Below are 18,752 nucleotides of genomic sequence, written 5' to 3'. Positions count from 1 at the left end.
AGGCTCTGACAGTTCAGACGGCGGCGATACACGGGTTGGGGCGTTGTTTCACGTGAAACAACGCCCCAACCCGTGTCTACAGACGCTCAGTTCGTGCCGATCCGGGCCAGCAGGTCCACGATCCGGTCCTGCACCTCGGCGCTGGTCGACCGCTCGGCCAGGAACAGCACCGTCTCCCCCGCGGCCAGGCGCGGCAGTTCGCTCTGGTCGACGGCCGCGGTGTAGACGACGAGCGGCGTGCGGTTGAGCTGGCCGTTCGCGCGCAGCCAGTCGACGATCCCGGCGCGTCGGCGGCGTACCTGCATCAGGTCCATCACCACCAGGTTCGGCCGCATCTGCCCGGCCAGCGTGACCGCGTCCTCGTCGGACGAGGCCCGTGCGACCTGCATCCCGCGCCGCTCCAGCGTCGAGGTCAGCGCGAGCGCGATCTCGGCGTGCTCCTCGATGAGGAGAACCCGCGGCGGATGCTGCTCGCTGTCGCGCGGCGACAGCGCCTTGAGGAGTACGGCGGGGTCGGCGCCGTACGCCGCCTCGCGTGTCGCCTGACCGAGGCCCGCCGTCACCAGGACGGGCACCTCGGCGGCCACGGCGGCCTGACGCAGCGACTGGAGCGCCGTGCGCGTGATCGGGCCGGTGAGCGGGTCGACGAACAGAGCGGCCGGGAAGGCGGCGATCTGCGCGTCGACCTCCTCGCGCGAGTGCACGATGACGGGCCGGTAGCCGCGGTCGCTCAGCGCCTGCTGCGTGGTGATGTCCGGCGCGGGCCAGACCAGCAGCCGGCGCGGGTTGTCCAGCGGCTCCGGGGGCAGCTCGTCGTCCATCGGCTGCGGGTGGGGCTGGTTCGCGACCTCCACCGCGCCACCGGGGCCGTCGAGCGGCTCGGGGCCTTCGTCGGCGTTCTGGTCCGGTGCTCCTATGGCGTACGAACGGCCGGTGCCCTCGGTGCCGTGGGCGAGCCGGGACTGCTGCCCGCCGGCACCCGGGTGCGAGCGCGCCGCCGTGTCCGTCTGCTCGGCCACGGGCTCGGGCCGGGTGCCGAGCTTGCGGCGCCGCCCGGAACCGTTGGTCGCGTGCGGGGGAGGCGTGGGCGCCTGGGGCTGCGGCGCGGTCCCCGCCTGTGCCACGGGCTGCGCCTGTGCCTGCGCCTGGGCCTGGGGGGCGGTGGACGCCGTCCGGCCGGGCTTGGCCTGCTGGGCGTCGATCATGCGGCGGCCGAACGGGACACCCTGCCCGAGCGTACGGACGCTGATCGCCCGGCCCTGGGTCGAGTTGGGGTCGATGGGCGGCGCCGCGGCCTCCGCGGGCGCCGCCTCGGCGGGGAGGGGCTGCGCGACCCGCGGCTGTTCCGGGGCCGCTGCGGGCTCAGGAGCGGCCGACGTGTCGGCCGTTCCCGGCCACGGCTGGGGCGCGGCGCCGGTCTCCGGCTGTACGGGCACTCCGGCGCCTGAGGTGTCGGCGGCGCCGGGCCACGGCTGAGGGGGCGCGGTCGCGTCCGCGGGCATCCGGGACCGCGGTTGCGGCTGGGCGGGACCCGCGGCCGGGGTGCCCTGGACAGGCATGCCGCTTGCCGGGACGCCGACGTGGCCCGCGACGCCCTCGGCCGTCGCGGGTGCCACAGGTCCCGTGAGACCGGTGGGGGCGACCTGGCCGGGGGCGACCTGCGGCGGAAGGGCCTGCCCGGGGACGGGACCTGCCTGCGGCGGGAGGGCCTGGCCGGCGACGGCTTGCTGGGGGACGCCCTGAGGCGGGAGGGCCTGCGGGGGAACGCCCTGTGGGGGAACGGCCTGTCCCACGGCGGAGACGGCCGAAGGGGTGCCGTGACCTGGGGTTCCCTGAGCGGGTACGGGTACGGGTGTGGGCTGTCCGGGGACGGGCTGAGCGGGCGGGCCCTGTGCGGGGAGGGCCTGTGCGGGGGGCAGGTGGCCCGGCATGGGCTGCTGCCCGGGAACCCCGGCTGCTCCCTCGGCCGTCACATTGCCCGGGCCTGCGCCCACGCCTGTGCCTGCTGCCGCCTCGCCCTGCCGAGCCCGTCGGCGCCCGCTGGGTGCCTCGATCGGATGAGGCTGGGGCGGGGTGTGGTCGTCGGCAGGGTTGCGGAGGGCCACGTCGTGGCGCCCCGCGGCGGACTGGGGCTGGGACTGAGCCGGACCGTGGCCTTCGGCGAACTGGGCGGCGTAGTCGGGAGAGCGGTCCGCCTCGGCGGGCGGCAGCGCGAACACCGCGCGCGGCCCCGCCTCCTGGGCCGCCGCACGCTCCGCCGCGGCGGCCAGCGCGCGCCGACGCCGACCGGTGGGCTGGGCTCCGCCATCATCGGCGTCGTTCCCAGTCGCATCCGCACCCGTGTCCGGGGCGGAAGGGGAGGCGGCGGGCAGTGCTGCCGGCAGGGCCTGCCGGCCGCCGTCCTGCAGCGCACGTCGTCCGTCGGCGGGCGCGGGTACGCCCTGCGGAGGCACGGTCGCCCCGAGCCCCGTGGCAGCGGTACCGGCCGCATGCTCGGCGGCGGTCACGACCGCGCCCTCGGAGACGCCGCCCTCGACGGGGCTCGGCCGCCCACGCCGGCGTCCGGTCCCACCGCTGCCCTCGGAGGCACCCTCGTCCTCGGAGACCTGGGCCGGCAGGGCGGGCCTGCCCCCCTCCTCCGCGGCGCGCCTGCGCCGTCCGGTGGGCACGGCCTTCTCCGTCGGCGGTCCGACCTCGCTCTCCAGGAAGGCGTCGACGGACGGGCGCCGGGCCCGCCGCCGCCCGCCCCCCTGGGAGGAAGCCTGCTCGGGCAACGCGAGCGCGGACCCGACCGCACCGGCGCCGGCCCCCGCGGCCTGCGTACCGTCCGGCACTCCGCCGAGGCCCGGGCCTGCTCCGACGCCCGCGTCTCCACCCGGACCGGCACTCGTACCGGCACCCGAACCGAAGCTCGCGTCCGCGCCGGGGCCGGCGGCGGGGACGGATCCGGCTCCGCCCCCGATGGGCACTTCGAGGACGAACGCGCTGCCGCTCATCCCGGGAACCTCGTGCGTCTGCAGCACTCCGCCGTGGGCACGCACGATTCCGCGCACGATCGGCTCGTGCACCGGGTCTCCCCCGGCGTAGGGCCCGCGTACCTCGATCCGTACGCCCTCACCGCGCTGCGCGGCCGCCACGACGACCGTGTTGTCCATGTAGCCACCGGCCGAGGCCGGTGAGTTGCCCGTGGAGTCGACGCCCGCGACGTCCGCGATGAGGTGCGCGAGCGCGGTCGCGAGCCGCTGCGGATCGACCTCGGCCTCGATGGGCGGCGCGTGCACGGCGAACTGCACCCGCCCCGGCCCGATCAGCTCGACGGCCCCGTCGACACCGGCGGCGACGACCGCGTCCAGCATCACTTTCGTACGGGTGACGCCTTCGGTCCCGGAGTCGAGGCGCTGGTACGCGAGCACGTTGTCGACGAGTGTGGTGATGCGTGAGTAGCCGGCGGAGAGGTGGTGCAGCACCTGGTTGGCCTCGGGCCACAACTGTCCGGCGTCGTCGGCGGCGAGGGTGGCGAGTTCGCCGCGCAGCTGGTCGAGCGGTCCGCGCAGGGAGCGGCCCAGGACGGCCAGGAGCTGTTCGTGCCGTGCGGACAGAGCCTCGTAGCGGTCCTTCTCGCGCTCGGCGAGGGCCGCGTACCGGTCGTCCCCGGCGGCCAGATCCTCCTCGTGCTGCTCGCGCAGCTCGGCGAGCGCCTTCGCGTGCTCCTCCTGGAGGGCGGCCAGCTCCCCGGCGTGCGTCTCGGAAGCCTGCGCGAGCTCCTGCTGGTGCCGTTCGGCCTCGGCGTCCTTCTCCTCGGCGAGCGCGTCGTACGGCCGCCGGTCCGTGAAGGTCATCACGGCCCCGACGAGCTGGTCGCCGTCGCGTACCGGCGCGGTGGTCAGGTCGACCGGCACCCGGTCGCCGCTCTTGGACCACAGCACCTGTCCGCGCACCCGGTGCTTGCGCCCGGAGCGCAGGGTGTCGGCGAGCGGCGACTCCTCGTACGGGAAGGGCTCGCCGTCGGCGCGGGAGTGCAGCATCAGCGGGTGCAGTTCCTGCCCGCCGAGGTCGCTGGCCCGGAAACCGAGTATCTGCGCGGCGGCCGGATTGACGAGGACGACCCGACCCTCGGTGTCCGTGCCCACCACGCCCTCGGCGGCGGCACGCAGGATCATCTCCGTCTGCCGCTGCGAGCGGGCGAGCTCCGCCTCCGTGTCGACGGTGCCGGAGAGGTCCCGTACGACGATCATCAGCAGTTCGTCGCCGGTGTAGCCGTAACCGTCGTACGCCTGCTGCCCGTTCTCCAGGTTCGCGCTGGTGACCTCGACGGGGAACTCGCTGCCGTCGGTGCGGCGGGCGATCATGCGGGTCGGCCGGGTGCGTCCGTTCTCGTCGACGGACTCGGCCCGCCGCATCGTGCCGGGGATGAGCCGGGAGTCGAACTGCGGCAGCAGATCGAGCAGGCCGCGCCCCACGAGGGCGGTGCCCGGGGTCTCGAAGGCCTCCAGGGCGATGGTGTTGGCGTTGACGACCGTTCCGTTGGCGTTGACCAGCACCAACGCGTCGGGAAGTGCGTCGAGTATCGCTGCGAGGCGAGCAGCGCCTCGGGATGGCCTGCTGCTCACGAGACGCTTCCTCCCTGTTACCGCTCCTTGCCGACCGCGGTAGCCATCTTGCCAACGGGTCCGCGACGTGTCACGCGAGGGAGTCTACGGGCAGTGGTTGCGCTCGCGGCGCCGGATGAGAGGGAGGTCGCACGTAGAGGCGACGCAGAACGCACGCAGAAGGCACGGAGAACCTGTGACCGTGCGCTTCACCGCCCCGACCGCCGGCCGGCTCCACGAATCCGCCGTGCCCTGCCCAGGTGCCGCTAGGCGCCGAGGTTCGGGAGCACGGGCACGAGGGCGTCCCAGCGGGCGATCTCGCACCCGTCGCCGCGCCGGTACGTCGCGTCGACGGGCCGGCCGGCCCAGGTGCCCGTGACGTGCGCGGTGGCCGGACCGCCGTACTGCATCGTGCACATCCCGCGCTCCTGCGCCGGCGCGAACGGGCTCCTGCCCCACGAGGTGTTCCGGTCCAACTGCTCGCAGGCGGCCCGGGCGTCGGGATGACTGTCGCCCACCGGATGACAGTCGAGCTCGAACGTCCCGTCCTTGCCGTCGCCCGCCTTGCTCACCGTCACGGTGAGGTGGTCGGCGCCGTCCGCGTCGCTCACCGGCGGCGGCATGAGGGGAAACGAATCGGCGTACGCGACCGCCGGCGCGGCGGCGGACAGCGCGGCGAGGGAGGCCGCGGCGGAGGTGGCGACGGTGAGGGCGATGCGACGCAGCATGGGGGCTCCTCTGACGACAGTGCTGACGACTGCTCTAACGCCGCCCGCCCCCTGACGTTGCGCCGCAGGCGGGGGCTTTGCCCTCGGGCCTTTGCGCCTAGTACCGTAGGAACCGATTGGTGACAGCCCGCTCGGCTGTGTCATCATCTGCACGCACCATTTCGCGCTCGCGCAGGTGGTTGTGCTGGAGGCGTCGCCTAGTCCGGTCTATGGCGCCGCACTGCTAATGCGGTTTGGGACGCAAATCCCATCGAGGGTTCAAATCCCTCCGCCTCCGCAGAAGATCACGAAGCCCCGGTCGTCCACGACCGGGGCTTCGGCCGTTCCTTGATCGTTCCCGCCACTTCACGGGACCGCGTCAGGGGCCGTCTGGGGGTCGTTTTCGCAGGTCAGGCATGGTCTGGCAAACGGATTTCGCCTCACGCCGCCAGTCATGTAATGTTGTTCCCGCAACGCCAACCGGGCAGAAAAGTCCGGAAGGAAGAGCAAACACAACAGAACACACAAGCACTCGTAGCTTAACGGATAGAGCATCTGACTACGGATCAGAAGGTTGCAGGTTCGAATCCTGCCGAGTGCACACAGGTCAAAGGCCCCGCCGGTTCGCCCGGCGGGGCCTTTGACATCAGCGGGTGACATCAACGCCCCCGCAATGGCCGCTCAGGCGGCGTTCTCGCCCTCCGGGTCGTCGTCCACATCTTCGAGTCCGAGCGTGTCATCCATCCGCTCGGCAGCCGCCCGCAGCGTCGACCCCATCATGTGGGCGTAGGTGTCGCGCGTCTCGCCTTCGCGTCACGGCGCAGGACGGTGAGCATCCGGTTCAGGTTGCGCGGGTCCGTCAACCGTCCGGTCACCGTGGTGAAGACGAGTCCGGCCGGATGCCCTGGAGCGGGCTGCCACTCTGCACGCACGCGAGGACCAGTCCCGCGGAGGGTCACAGTCCTCCGGAACTCCACAGATGTGGCCCATGAACCCGCCCCACTCGCCGCCCCCCCCGGGGGGACTGATCAGGCATCGCTGTGAAGTGGAGAGATGTTGATCAAAATTGAAATGTCTTCCATGGGGAGGAATTCATAATGCTCAAATTTGATCATAACTGATATGTGTCTCTCGTGTGTTTATATTTCGTTCTACGATCGGATTCGCATCAGTTCAGTGCGGCGGCGCAGGCGGTTCAGGGGGTCGGTGCCGCGACCGGGAATCGGTGAATTCGGTGGGCCGTGACGGCGGCTTCCGTGGGAGATCTTCACAGGGGGGCATATGGCTGACTTCAAGATCACAAAGCAGAGTGCCGAGAGCATCTATCAGGGCGAGACGCTCTTCATCGGCTCCGAGCAGTCGGGCGCTACCGCCGCGCGCCTGGACGCCCTGCTCGACCGCATCGACAGGGAGCGGACCGCGACGGGTGAGTGGGCGGACCTGCGCGCCGAAGTCGAGAACGCCCGGCGCGCGCTGCCCGAGAGCACCCCGGCCATCAGTGCGCTGGAGCGGGCCCGCGAGGTCGCCAGCAGCCTCCGGGCCACGTCCATCGTCGCCGCCATCTCCACCGTGATCGGCTCCTTCGTGCAGTGAGCCGAGCCGTGATCCGACGGAATCCGGAAATCGCGTTCTCGACCGGCGTCGAGATCGCCGAGACGGTCGAGATATCCGAAAGGGAGAGGATCGGTGGCCGGTAATAGAGATCGTGAGACCTCGTCCACCTATCACATCGGTCAGCAGGAAGCCCGGACGATCAACAATGCGGATACGGTCAACCAGATCGGTGCGATTCATCTCGGACCCCGAGAGCCGACCCCGTACGAGCGCGCACAGGACGGCCTCCGCCTCGGTGAGACTTCGCTGCATCAAGGGCTCTACGATTCCGCGGTCACCCATCTGACGGAATGCGTCGGCCTCGGAGCGCTGGACCCCTCGGCCGCCGCACACGCGCGTTTCCTTCTCGCCCTGGCCGGCCTCGGGGGAAAGCGCCCGAGTCTGTGCACCAACGCCGAACTCGCCTCCGCCCTGGCCCTGCTGGGCCCGCTGCGCGAACCGCACGCGCGTTTTCTCGCGGTGCTGGTGGAGGAGGACCGCACCAACGCGTGGATGGGGTCCCTGGCCGTCCCGGACAGCCTGCGGTGGAAGGCGCAGCAGGTCGACCGGCTGTACGCGGATCTCATCCGCCGGCACGTGCCCGCATCGGAGAGCCGTGTCTGGCAAGCACTCAACGAGCGTGCAGGAGGAACCACCCCATGTCCGTGACCATGGCCGAGACCGAAGCGACCGAGCGGAAGAAGAAGGTCGAGAAGTACTTCCATCCCACCCCCGAGCAGAGCCTCGACCAGATCGCCACGGCCCTGCTCGTGGGCGGCGGTGTCCTGGTGCTGGTGGGGCTGATCACCATGAGCGGCAACACGTTCGTCGGCGTACTGCTGATGGCGGGTGGTATCTGGGCCGCGATCCGGGGCGGCCAGAAGAAGAAGGAGTACGGAGAGGCGTACGAGAAGGCCGAACCCAAACCGTCCGACCGTGAGATGGACCGGCTCCTCGCCGGGGATCTGAAGATCATCGAGGACCGTGCGATGCGCCGCCTGGGCATCACCGCGGACCACCTGGAGATCGGTGCCGAGTCCTGGGACCCGGTGATGGCCCTGCTCGGCGGCAGTCCTGCCGAGCGCCCCAAGAAGAGGCCGCTGGTGCTGTACGGGCCGAAGTTCAGCGGGTTCGGAATCGGCGACGACGGGGTGTGGCGGTTCAAGGAGTACGAGGTCCTCGTCGTCTGTCCCGCCCTGCACCACCTCGCGCTCTTCCACTGCACGCTGGACTTCCTCTCCGGGGGACTGTCCAAGGAGGACACGGAGGAGTACCAGTACAACCACGTGGTCGCCGTCTCGACGCGGACCACGCCGGCCCCCGACCACGTCTCGCTGGACGAGTTGAACACTCGTGCCCCCGATGACGACACGGTCCGCTTCAGCAAGGTCCAGCGGCGTCGGCTGGAGGTCAGTGTCTCGAACGGCCAGTCCATGGGTGTCACGGTCGGCATCACGGACGAGGACGACAGTTCGAAGAAGGCCAGGCTGCAGTCGAGTGGCATCGACGAGGTCATCGGGTCCATCCGGCGTGTGCTGCGGGACCGTTCCTAGGTTCCTGGTGAGTGCGCTGTGGCAAACGGAATCCCTGCTCGACGAGCGGGGATTTCTTGCTGTCCGGGGCCCGGCCGCGAGGAGAGGGGAGAGCCCCGATGTCAGTGGTGGCCTCTACGCTTTTGAGTGATGGCACAGGTGTGGAGATGCAAGGGGCTCCGGTGGGCCGGGCGGGAGCCTGTGCTGACCTGGGACGGGGGGCGGAGCAGTGCGTTGCCGTGGGGGAAGCAGGTTGCGTTCGCCGTCGTGGGCGGGGGTGAGCGGCGGTGTGTGGGGGCGCGCGGGCACAGCTGTTTCGCGGGGGCCGCGGTGTCCGGGCGGAGTGTCGGGGCCCGGTGCGAGGAGTGTTCGCGGCTGGACCGGGCCCATTCCGTCGCGGCGGACACCATCGCCGACGACCCCCGGCCCTACTCCGTCTATCTGGCCTGGTTCGGACCCGGGATGGTCAAGGTGGGGATCACCGCCGTCGAGCGCGGGTCGGCCCGGCTCCTGGAGCAGGGGGCCGTCGCCTTCACCTGGCTGGGGCGGGGGCCGCTGATGTCGGCCCGGCGCAGTGAGGAGTTGCTGCGTACGGCGCTGGGAGTGCCGGACCGGATCGCGTACGACGCCAAGCGGGCCGTACGGAGTGCGCTGCCGGAGGTGCCGGCCCGGGTGGCGGAGATTCGGGGGCTGCACGCGCGGGCCGTGGGGCTGGACGGGTGGCCGGACGCCTTGGAGCGGATGCCGTTCGAGGCCGTCGATCACACGGACGCGTTCGGGCTCGACGGGCTGCCGTCGGCTGTGGCCGTCGTCGGTGAGCTGGTGCCGGGAGGCGTCGTGCGGGGGGAGTTGGTCGCCGTCGCCGGGCCCGATCTGCATCTTCGGACCGGTCGGGGCGTCGTCGTGCTCGATACGCGGCTCATGACCGGGTGGGAACTGACCGGGGTGACCGAGGTGGCCGGACAGGGCGACGGGGAGCCCGGCGAGCGGGGGGCCAGGGGCGGGCGGGGGGAGGTCACCGTGCCTGTGCGGGAGTTCGGTGGTGTCCAGGACGGGCTTTTCTGAGGCGGCCGAGGGGAGTGACCGGATGGCAAAGAGATCGATCCCTAGGGATCCCCTTCGGTAAACGCCCTGGACTTGGCGCGGCGGCCGGACCGAGGGTGGGCGACATGAGCCATCAGCCAATAGCGCCTGTCGCCGCTGCCGTTGTCCCTGACGCGGCCGTCCTGCCCGTCATGCCCGTCATGCCCGTCCGTGCGTACGAACCTCCGTACTACGCGGTCGTTTTCACCTCGGTGAGGACGCAGGACGGCGGGGCCGAGGAGTACGGCGAGACCAACGAGCGGATGGAGGAGCTGGTCAGGGAGATTCCGGGGTATCTCGGGATGGACTACGCGGGGTCGCCGGGCGGGCCGGCCATCACCGTCGGGTACTTCCGGGACGCGGACGCCATCGAGGAGTGGCGGAGCAACGTCGAGCACCGGGCGGCGCAGAAGCGCGGGCGCGCCGAGTGGTACGAGCGCTACACGTTGCATGTCGCCAAGGTCGAGCGGAGCCACGGTTTCGAGCGAGGGCAGGGCTGACGGGATGAGGAACGCGGTGGAGTTCGAGGCCGGGCACGGGGCGGGGGACGAGGCCGCCGGTGTACGGCGGTTCTGGGAGGGGCTCGGCCTTCCCGGACTCGTCGACGTCCACACCCACTTCATGCCCGAGTCCGTCCTGAGGAAGGTCTGGGCGTACTTCGACGCGCTCGGGCCGCGCACCGGCGGTGTCGAGTGGCCCATCACCTACCGGGCGGAGGAGGACGAACGGGTCGGCATGCTGCGGGAGTTCGGCGTGCGTGCCTTCACCGCCATGCTCTACCCGCACAAACCGGGCATGGCCGAGTGGCTGAACCGGTGGGCCGTCGATTTCGCCCGGCGGACCCCCGACTGCCTCCACACGGCGACGCTGTTCCCGGAGCCGGGCGTGGACGCGTATGTGCGCAGGGCGCTGGACGAAGGGGCGCGGGTCTTCAAGGCCCACGTCCAGGTGGGGGCGTACGACCCTGCTGACGAACTGCTCGATCCGGCCTGGGGGTTGCTCGCCGAGGCGGGGATCCCCGTCGTGATCCACTGCGGTTCCGGACCCTCGCCGGGCAAGCACACCGGCCCGGAGCCGGTCGGACGGGTGCTCGCGCGCCATCCGCGGCTGCGGCTGGTGTTCGCGCACATGGGCATGCCGGAGTACGAGGATTTCCTGGACCTCGCCGAGCGGTTCGGGGAAGTGCGGCTGGACACGACGATGGCGTTCACCGACTTCAGCGAGGGGTTCGCGCCGTTTCCCCGGCGTGCGCTCCCCCGGCTCTCCCGCCTCTCTGTCTCGGCGACCGGATCCTGCTCGGGACCGACTTCCCCAACATCCCCTATCCGTACGTGCATCAGCTGCGGGCGCTGGAGCGGCTCGGGCTGGGGGAGGAGTGGCTGCGGGCGGTCTGCCATGACAACGGGGCGCGGTTGTTCGGCCTGTGAGGGCCGGGACCTCCTACACGCCGGGACCGCACGTAGGCCGGGACCGCCCGCCCGTACGCCCGCCCGGCCGGATCAGTCGGTGACGACCAGCTCGTCCTCGGTCTCGTCGCGCCACTGGACGGTGGCGACGCCGTCGGCGACGTCCCACACGTCGAGCACGGCCGATTCGCCGTACTCGGTCACGGTCATCGGCGTCAGCCGCAGGGTGTGCAGCAGTCGGCCGCTGTCGGCGTCGAGGACGAGGAGTTCGCCCCGGACCCGGTTGCCCCGATCCGCGTTCCGGTGGACCGGATGGCGTACGACGTACACCCGGCCGTCGGCGATCCGCGCGGCACCGAACTGCTGGCCGGAGGGCGCCCGCAGCCGCCAGGCGTGGTGTCCGTCCCGGGTGTCGTAGGCGTCCAGAGCGGTGTCGTGATCGGCGTCCGGGTTCTTAGGGTCGGTGGACGACAGCACGATGCCGCTGCCCGAGTCGACCGGATCCCACGCGTCCGCGGCGATTTCGGAGCGCGGCCGGACTCCCTCGCGGTTCACGTCGAGCAAGCGGGTGGAATAGCGGCCCTCCGGGGACTCCAGCGCGCCGACCAGCGTGTCCTCGTCACCCTGGAGGAACTGCGTCCACAGTCCGGCGGTGCGTCGCTTCCAGAGGACGTCGCCGGTGCGGTCGTCGATCCCGAGCAGGAGCGTGTACTCGGCGTCCCCGTCCTTGTCCTTGTCCTTGTCCTTGAGGTAGTCCCAGCGGTTGCAGACGGCCTCGACCACACTCAGATGGTCGGGCTGGTCGTGGGCGCCCATGCGCAGGGACATGTTGGTGCAGTCCGACGGCTCCTTGAGCGTCCACACGTGCTTGCCGTCGTCCTCGGAGAAGGCGCGCACGTGGCCTTCGGCGTCGGTGACGATCCGGCCGCCCACGACCTGGAGGGACTGGTAGCCCTTGCCGTACCGGGACTTCGTGTGCCACCGGGGCTCGCCCGTACGGAGGTCGATCGCGACGAGCCGCCCGTCCGGGTACCAGATCGCGACGGTGCGCCCCGTCACGGCCGGCGTGGTCAGGGCGTCTCCCCCGTCCCGTCGCTCGTAGCGCCAGTACTCCTTGCCGGTGCGCAGGTACACCGCCTTCACACCGGTGTCCGTGGTCCGCACGCCCAGGCCGTGGACCACGACCTCGTCGTAGTCCGTCGTCTGATGTCTGACGTGGGCCGGCGCGACCGGGCCCGCCGCGGACGATGCCGGGAACGGCCCCTGCGCGCCGGTGACCAGGTCACGTTCCTCGTACCACCGGAAGAGGAGGAGGACCACGGGGAGCACGATCAGCACGAGGCCCAGCACCAGGAAGAGCGGCTTGTCGCGGCTGCGCGGGCGACCCGGCTCCGTCGGCGGATTCCCGGTTGCCTCCGACGGCTCTTCGTCCGCTTTCGGCGGCTTTCCGGGATCGTTCGCACCAGTCACAGCAGCCCCCCACAGACCGATGCCCCTGATCGCCGCGACCCGGAGGCTGACGGTCTTCCCCCGCGGCCGTTCCCCCGGGCAAGGAGTTTCGAAGAGTCGCGCGGTGTTCCCTGAGAGGCGGCTGTGTGTTTCTCAGGGGATTCACAGGTTCCCGAAAGCGTGCTCTCAGGGCGGGCCACCAATGTGTTGGCTATGACCACGACCTCGCCCCAGGGGCGCACCGAACTGCTGAGGCCGGACGGGAGCCCCGTCCGCGTGCTTGTGGTGGACGACGAGCTGTCGATCACCGAGCTGCTGTCCATGGCCCTGCGCTACGAAGGCTGGCAGATCCGCAGCGCGGCCGACGGGACCGGTGCGGTGCAGACCGCCCGCGAGTTCCGGCCCGACGCCGTCGTTCTCGACATGATGCTGCCCGACATGGACGGTCTCGCCGTCCTCGGCCGGCTCCGCCGCGAGCTGCCCGAAGTGCCCGTTCTCTTCCTGACCGCGAAGGACGCGGTCGAGGACCGGATCGCGGGGCTGACGGCCGGCGGCGACGACTACGTCACCAAGCCCTTCAGCCTGGAGGAGGTCGTGGCCCGGCTGCGCGGTCTCATCCGGCGTTCCGGCGCCGCCGACCGCCGTTCCGACTCGGTGCTCGTCGTCGGTGACCTCACCCTGGACGAGGACAGCCACGAGGTGTCGCGCGCCGGTGACGGCATCCACCTCACCGCGACCGAGTTCGAGCTGCTGCGGTTCCTGATGCGCAATCCGCGCCGGGTGCTCAGCAAGGCGCAGATACTCGACCGCGTGTGGTCGTACGACTTCGGCGGGCAGGCCAACGTCGTCGAGCTCTACATCTCGTACCTGCGCCGCAAGATCGACGCCGGCCGGGAGCCGATGATCCACACCCGGCGCGGCGCCGGTTACCTGATCAAGCCCGCGACGTCGTGAGCGGGCGACGACGGCCGCGTACGCAGCGGCGCCGACAGGCCGGAGCCCCGCACGCGCTGCGGCGCCGGCAGCCTCGGACCCTGCGGACGCGGCTCGTCGTCTCGGCGGTTGCGCTGATCGCGGTGGTGTGCGCGGTGATCGGCACGGTCACGACGATCGCGCTGCAGCAGCACTTGTACACCCAGCTGGACAGCCAGGTCACCGACGCCGCCCAGCGTGCCGGGGGCCCGCCGCCGGAGGATCTGCCCAGGAACCCGGGCGGCGGCTCGTCGCCCGGTTCCTCAGGCGGCTCCTCGACGGGTGACGACAGGCTCACGGACTTCGTCACCAGGGGGCCGACGCAGAAGGACACCATCGCTGCCGAGGTCGGCACCAACGGTGGGATCGCCAGGGCGGTCGTCGCCGTGGAGAAGTCCACGGACGGCGCCTTCGACCAGATGGGCTCCAAGAACCTCAGCGACGCGGCGAAGGCCGCGCTCGGCTCCGTGCCCAAGACCGGTAAGCACACCGTCGACATCCCGGGCATGGGCGAGTACCGCGTCATGTACGTCAGCGGCGGCAAGGGCAGCTTCTACATCGCCCTGCCGACCGAGTCCGTCACCAGCACCATCAACACCCTGATCCTCGTGGAGGTGAGCGTCACGGCGGCCGGCCTGATCGCCGCCGGTATCGCCGGCGCGACCATCGTCACCGTGGCCCTGCGCCCCCTCCGAAAAGTCGCCTCCACCGCCACCCGTGTCTCCGAACTGCCCCTGCACACGGGCGAGGTGACCCTCAACGAGCGGGTCGCCGAGTCCGAGACCGATCCGCACACCGAGGTCGGCCAGGTCGGGGCCGCGCTCAACCGCATGCTCGACCACGTCCACGGCGCCCTGCACGCGCGCCAGGAGAGCGAGACCCGCGTACGGCAGTTCGTGGCGGACGCCAGCCATGAGCTGCGTACCCCTCTCGCGTCCATCCGCGGATACGCCGAGCTGACCAGACGCGGACGCGAGGAGACCGGGCCCGACACCCGGCACGCGCTGGGCCGGATCGAGTCCGAGGCCGGACGGATGACGGGCCTCGTCGAGGACCTGCTGCTGCTCGCGCGCCTCGACGCGGGACGGCCGCTCAGTTACGAGCACACCGACCTCTCCCCGCTGGTCGTGGACGCCGTGAGCGACGCCCGCGCGGCCGGACGCGAGCACAACTGGCGGCTGGAGCTGCCCGACGAACCCGCGCTGGTGCTGGCCGACGCGGCCCGCGTCCAGCAGGTCATGGTGAACCTGTTCGCGAACGCCCGCACCCACACACCACCCGGCACGACGGTGACCGCCCGCGTGCGCCGCCAGGGGGCCTGGGTGTGCGTGGACGTGCAGGACGACGGACAGGGCATCCCACCGGACCTCCTGCCGCACGTCTTCGAACGCTTCGCGCGCGGCGACTCCTCGCGCTCACGCGCCTCCGGATCGACCGGACTCGGACTCGCCATCGTGCAGGCCGTCGCCGCCGCGCACGGCGGTGCGGTGACCGTCGACAGCGTCCCCGGGCACACCGTCTTCACCGTGCATCTGCCCGCGCCGGCCCCTCAAGCGCCGCATTCTCATGAGGCGTTCATTTCCGAAACAAATTCACAACCGTACTCACAGGCACAGCACAGCACGACCACATGGGTGCAACAGGGCGCTTGACGACAGTCGTTGTCATGCGAACCGAACCTTCTCCCGGCAACCTGCCGGCGCGGGAGCACCTCCCGGCCGGAAATGCCGGTACGCCTGTCCTGGACGTAGTGATCCCCGTCTACAACGAGGAGAAGGACCTCCAGCCGTGTGTGCTCAGACTCCACGAGCACCTCTCCCGCACCTTCCCGTACGCGTTCCGCATCACCGTCGCGGACAACGCGTCCACGGACACCACTCCCCTGGTGGCGGCGCGGCTGGCGGCGGAACTGCCCGAGGTCAGATCGTTCCGGCTGGAGCAGAAGGGCCGCGGCCGGGCGCTGCGGACCGTCTGGTCCGCCTCGGACGCCCCGGTCCTCGCCTACATGGACGTCGACCTGTCCACCGATCTGAACGCGCTGCTCCCGCTGGTCGCCCCGCTGATCTCCGGTCACTCCGACCTGGCGATCGGCTCGCGGCTCGCCCGCAGCTCACGGGTGGTGCGGGGCGCCAAGCGGGAGTTCATCTCCCGTACGTACAACCTGATCCTGCGGGGCTCGCTGCAGGCCCGGTTCTCCGACGCGCAGTGCGGCTTCAAGGCGATCCGGCGCGATGTCGCGCAGGTGCTGCTGCCGCTCGTCGAGGACACCGGATGGTTCTTCGACACCGAGATGCTGGTCCTCGCCGAACGGGCCGGGCTGCGCATCCACGAGGTGCCGGTCGACTGGGTCGACGACCCGGACTCGACCGTCCACATCGTGAAGACCGCGACCGACGACCTGAAGGGCGTGTGGCGCGTGGGACGCGCCCTCGCCACCGGCTCACTGGCGCTCGACCGGCTGGCCCGGCCGTTCGGCGACGACCCGCGCGACCGCGAGATCAGCGGTGTACCGAAGGGCCTGGCCCGCCAGCTCGTCGGATTCTGTGTCGTGGGCGCCCTGTCCACGCTGTTCTACCTGGTGCTCTACAGCGGCTTCCGTACGTTCTCCGGTTCGCAGATCGCCAACGCGCTCGCCCTGCTCGTCTCGGCGGTCGCCAACACCGCCGCCAACCGGCGCCTGACCTTCGGCGTACGGGGCAAGGGCGGCGCGGTACGGCACCAGGCGCAGGGCCTGGTCGTCTTCGCCATCGGACTCGCCCTCACCAGCGGCTCGCTCGCCGCCCTGAACGCGGCGACGACCGAACCGGCGCACGCCACCGAACTCGCGGTCCTGATCGTCGCCAACCTCGCGGCGACCGTGCTGCGGTTCCTGCTCTTCCGGGCCTGGGTGTTCCCGGACCGGCACGACGCGTCACCGTCGACCGTCGTCGCCTCTCACACACCCGCCGTACCGACGATGCCGCCGACCGTACCGGCCGGACCCGCGTCGCCCGTCTACGCGACGGCGCCGCGGTCCCCGTACGGCACGACCAACTCCTCGTACAGCCACCAGACCTGGGGGGACCCGACGATGCGACTGCAGCCGGTGCGCCCGAACGATCACGATCCGAGGAACCGGAACGAGAACGGGAACGCGCGATGACGACGACTCAGCACGACTACGCGAGTACGGGGGCCGCCGGTCCCGGCGAGAGCCCGCCCGGCCCGACCCCGACAGCCGTACAGGAACCGGTCGTTCCGGCGGAGCCCGCCGCTCCCGAGGACGGCAGCCACAAGCAGCCCTTCGCGCGCAGGCTGTGGCGCGGGCGGCCCGAGGACAACCGCTGGGTGCGCCCCGCGTTCCTCGGCGCGCTGCTGCTGATCGGCGCGCTCTACACCTGGAACCTCACGGCCTCCGGGTACGCCAACTCCTTCTACTCGGCCGCGGCGCAGGCCGGCAGCCAGTCCTGGAAGGCCTTCTTCTTCGGCTCGCTCGACTCGGCCAACGCCATCACGGTCGACAAGCCCCCGGCCTCCCTGTGGCCGATGGCCCTGTCGGTACGGCTGTTCGGCCTGAACTCCTTCGCGATCCTGTTCCCGCAGGTCCTGATGGCCGTCGCCACGGCAGGAGTGCTGTACGGGGCCGTGCGCCGCCGGTTCACCCCCGCGGCGGGCTTCATCACCATGGCGGTGTTCGCGCTCACGCCCGTCGCCGCGCTGATGTTCCGCTTCAACAACCCGGACGCGGCCCTCGCCCTCCTGATGGCCGTCACGGTCTACTGCGTGCTGCGCGCCATGGAGAAGGCCGAGACGAAGTGGCTGGTGTGGGCGGGCGCGGCCGTCGGGCTGGCCTTCCTGGTGAAGACCCTCCAGGCCTTCCTGATCCTGCCGCCCCTCGCGATCCTCTACGCCGTCCTCGCGCCGACGACTGTGCGCAGGCGCGTCGGGCAGATGCTCCTCTCCGGCCTGGCGATGATCGTCGCGGGCGGCTGGTGGGTGGCCCTGGTCGAGCTGTGGCCCGCGTCCTCCCGCCCGTACATCGGCGGCTCGCAGAACAACTCCTTCCTGGAACTGACCTTCGGCTACAACGGACTCGGCCGGATCAACGGCGAGGAGACCGGCAGCGTCGGCGGCGGCGGTGGAGGCGGCGGCTGGGGCGAGACCGGCTGGGACCGGATGTTCAGTTCCTCCATCGGCGGTCAGATCTCCTGGCTGATCCCGGCGGCGCTGATCGTGCTGGCCGCGGGCATCGCGCTGACCTGGAAGGCGCGGCGGACCGACACGGCCCGTGCCGCGTTCCTCGCCTGGGGCGGCTCGCTGCTGATCACCATGGTGGTCTTCAGCTTCATGCAGGGCATCTTCCACGAGTACTACACCGTGGCCCTCGCCCCGTACGTCGCCGCCGTGGTCGGGATGGGCGCGAGCGTGCTGTGGGAAGAGCGCGGCCGGATGTGGATCTCGCTCACCATGGCGGCCGGAGTCACGGCCACCGCGGTCTGGGGGTACGTCCTCCTGAACCGTTCCTCCGACTACCTGCCCTGGCTCAAGTGGCTGGTCCTGGTCGGCGGTCTGGTCGCGGCACTCGGTCTGATCTTCATCGCGCGGCTCGGCCGCAGGCTGTCCCTCGCGGTGGTCGGGCTCAGCTTCGTCGCGGCCCTCGCGGGCCCGACGGCGTACACGCTGACCACGTTGGACGAGGGTCACAGCGGCTCGATCGTCACGGCGGGGCCCTCGGTCTCGGGCGGTCGCGGTGGTCCCGGCGGTGGCGGCATGGGCGGCGGACCGGGTGGCGGCGGTATGCCGGGCGGCAACCGGCAGGGCGGCACCGGTCAGAACCAGCAGGGCGGCGGCATGGGTCAACCCCCGACCGGCGGCTTCCCCGGCGGCGGCCAGCAAGGCCAGCAGAACGGCAATGGCCAGACGGGTCAGAACGGCCAGACCCAGCCGGGTGGCGGTACCGCGGGCGGCACCGGTGACGGTGGCGGCATGGGAGGCGGAGGCGGCGGCGGTATGGGCGGCCTGCTCAACGGCGCGACCGTCAGCTCCGAGGCCAAGGCGCTCCTGGAGAAGAACTCCGGGGACTACACCTGGGCGGCGGCTGCCATCGGCGCGCAGAACGCGGCGAGCTACCAGCTCTCCACCGGCGACCCGGTGATGGCGATCGGCGGCTTCAACGGCAGCGACCCGTCGCCGACGCTGGCCCAGTTCAAGAAGTACGTGGCGGACGGGAAGATCCACTACTTCATCTCCTCCGGCTCCATGGGCGGCGGTGGCGGCAGCGACAGCTCCGGCACCGGGACCCGGATCAGCACATGGGTGGAGGCCAACTTCAAGAAGGTGACGGTGGGTTCGTCCACCTTCTACGACCTGACGCAGGCCACGAGCAGCTGACGTACTTCACCGAAAGCGGTGGCCCGGGCGAACGAGCGCCCGGGCCACCTT

Annotated in this window: 12 protein-coding genes, 2 tRNA genes and 1 pseudogene; 12 read left to right on the top strand and 3 right to left on the bottom strand. The window is 71.2% G+C overall.

Features of this window, described 5'->3' with window-relative positions:
- Positions 1–86: 86 nt before the first annotated feature.
- Both OHS59_RS22285 and OHS59_RS22280 read right to left on the bottom strand, forming a co-directional pair.
- Positions 87–4,610, bottom strand: coding sequence for a PAS domain-containing protein (locus OHS59_RS22285; RefSeq protein WP_328495163.1), 4,524 nt, complete (start codon positions 4,608–4,610; stop codon positions 87–89).
- A gap of 245 nt (positions 4,611–4,855) precedes the next feature.
- On the bottom strand, positions 4,856–5,317 hold the full coding sequence (locus OHS59_RS22280; protein ID WP_328495162.1) for an SSI family serine proteinase inhibitor: 462 nt from the start codon (positions 5,315–5,317) through the stop codon (positions 4,856–4,858).
- Between the two features lie 186 nt (positions 5,318–5,503).
- Here OHS59_RS22280 and OHS59_RS22275 point away from each other — a divergent pair.
- The 8 genes and pseudogenes from OHS59_RS22275 to OHS59_RS22240 all read left to right on the top strand — a co-directional run bounded on the left by OHS59_RS22275 (position 5,504) and on the right by OHS59_RS22240 (position 10,931).
- A tRNA-Ser gene (locus tag OHS59_RS22275) sits at positions 5,504–5,594 on the top strand.
- A gap of 230 nt (positions 5,595–5,824) precedes the next feature.
- Positions 5,825–5,897 (top strand) — tRNA-Arg (locus tag OHS59_RS22270).
- A gap of 680 nt (positions 5,898–6,577) precedes the next feature.
- Positions 6,578–6,889: a hypothetical protein gene (locus OHS59_RS22265; RefSeq protein ID WP_328495161.1), complete on the top strand. Its 312-nt coding sequence runs from the start codon at positions 6,578–6,580 to the stop codon at positions 6,887–6,889.
- Between the two features lie 93 nt (positions 6,890–6,982).
- Positions 6,983–7,558, top strand: coding sequence for a hypothetical protein (locus OHS59_RS22260; RefSeq protein WP_328495160.1), 576 nt, complete (start codon positions 6,983–6,985; stop codon positions 7,556–7,558).
- The gene (locus tag OHS59_RS22255; protein WP_328495159.1) at positions 7,549–8,442 is read left to right on the top strand and encodes a hypothetical protein; all 894 of its coding nucleotides are present in this window, start codon (positions 7,549–7,551) and stop codon (positions 8,440–8,442) included. The genes OHS59_RS22260 and OHS59_RS22255 overlap by 10 nt, the downstream gene beginning before the upstream one ends.
- A 129-nt stretch (positions 8,443–8,571) precedes the next feature.
- Entirely contained in the window at positions 8,572–9,486 is a 915-nt protein-coding gene (locus OHS59_RS22250; RefSeq protein ID WP_328495158.1) for a DUF2797 domain-containing protein, read from the top strand.
- 170 nt (positions 9,487–9,656) lie between these two features.
- Positions 9,657–10,004, top strand: a complete 348-nt coding sequence (locus OHS59_RS22245; protein ID WP_328499308.1) for an antibiotic biosynthesis monooxygenase family protein — start codon at positions 9,657–9,659, stop codon at positions 10,002–10,004.
- A 4-nt stretch (positions 10,005–10,008) separates the two neighbouring features.
- Positions 10,009–10,931 (top strand): annotated as a pseudogene (locus OHS59_RS22240) (amidohydrolase family protein).
- Between the two features lie 72 nt (positions 10,932–11,003).
- Here the strand turns inward: OHS59_RS22240 and OHS59_RS22235 are convergent.
- A complete protein-coding gene (locus OHS59_RS22235) occupies positions 11,004–12,380 on the bottom strand; it encodes an outer membrane protein assembly factor BamB family protein (RefSeq protein WP_328495157.1) in 1,377 nt (458 codons plus the stop codon).
- Positions 12,381–12,572: 192 nt separating this feature from the next.
- Here OHS59_RS22235 and OHS59_RS22230 point away from each other — a divergent pair, with 192 nt between their 5' ends.
- Genes OHS59_RS22230 through OHS59_RS22215 form a run of 4 tightly spaced genes read left to right on the top strand, consistent with a single transcriptional unit; the run spans position 12,573 to position 18,701 of the window.
- The gene (locus tag OHS59_RS22230) at positions 12,573–13,313 is read left to right on the top strand and encodes a response regulator transcription factor (RefSeq protein ID WP_189776326.1); all 741 of its coding nucleotides are present in this window, start codon (positions 12,573–12,575) and stop codon (positions 13,311–13,313) included.
- Positions 13,310–14,983, top strand: a complete 1,674-nt coding sequence (locus OHS59_RS22225) for a sensor histidine kinase (protein WP_328495156.1) — start codon at positions 13,310–13,312, stop codon at positions 14,981–14,983. The genes OHS59_RS22230 and OHS59_RS22225 overlap by 4 nt, the downstream gene beginning before the upstream one ends.
- A gap of 14 nt (positions 14,984–14,997) precedes the next feature.
- A complete protein-coding gene (locus OHS59_RS22220) occupies positions 14,998–16,473 on the top strand; it encodes a glycosyltransferase (RefSeq protein WP_328495155.1) in 1,476 nt (491 codons plus the stop codon).
- Complete coding sequence (locus OHS59_RS22215) at positions 16,470–18,701, top strand: glycosyltransferase family 39 protein (protein WP_328495154.1); 2,232 nt, start codon at positions 16,470–16,472, stop codon at positions 18,699–18,701. Before OHS59_RS22220 ends, OHS59_RS22215 begins: the two co-directional genes overlap by 4 nt.
- Positions 18,702–18,752 lie beyond the last annotated feature (51 nt).

The sequence above is a fragment of the Streptomyces sp. NBC_00414 genome, assembly GCF_036038375.1.
Classification (GTDB): Bacteria; Actinomycetota; Actinomycetes; order Streptomycetales; family Streptomycetaceae; genus Streptomyces.
Note: the sequence above shows the minus strand (reverse complement) of the source record. Positions and strands in the feature narration are given on the sequence as shown.

Excerpts from the sequence above, each read along its gene's own strand:
- OHS59_RS22280 (WP_328495162.1), bottom strand. The coding sequence starts at position 5,317 with ATGCTGCGTCGCATCGCCCTCACCGTCGCCACCTCCGCCGCGGCCTCC.
- OHS59_RS22265 (WP_328495161.1), top strand. The coding sequence starts at position 6,578 with ATGGCTGACTTCAAGATCACAAAGCAGAGTGCCGAGAGCATCTATCAG.
- OHS59_RS22255 (WP_328495159.1), top strand. The coding sequence starts at position 7,549 with ATGTCCGTGACCATGGCCGAGACCGAAGCGACCGAGCGGAAGAAGAAG.
- OHS59_RS22250 (WP_328495158.1), top strand. The coding sequence starts at position 8,572 with ATGGCACAGGTGTGGAGATGCAAGGGGCTCCGGTGGGCCGGGCGGGAG.
- OHS59_RS22245 (WP_328499308.1), top strand. The coding sequence starts at position 9,657 with ATGCCCGTCATGCCCGTCCGTGCGTACGAACCTCCGTACTACGCGGTC.
- OHS59_RS22230 (WP_189776326.1), top strand. The coding sequence starts at position 12,573 with ATGACCACGACCTCGCCCCAGGGGCGCACCGAACTGCTGAGGCCGGAC.
- OHS59_RS22220 (WP_328495155.1), top strand. The coding sequence starts at position 14,998 with ATGCGAACCGAACCTTCTCCCGGCAACCTGCCGGCGCGGGAGCACCTC.
- OHS59_RS22215 (WP_328495154.1), top strand. The coding sequence starts at position 16,470 with ATGACGACGACTCAGCACGACTACGCGAGTACGGGGGCCGCCGGTCCC.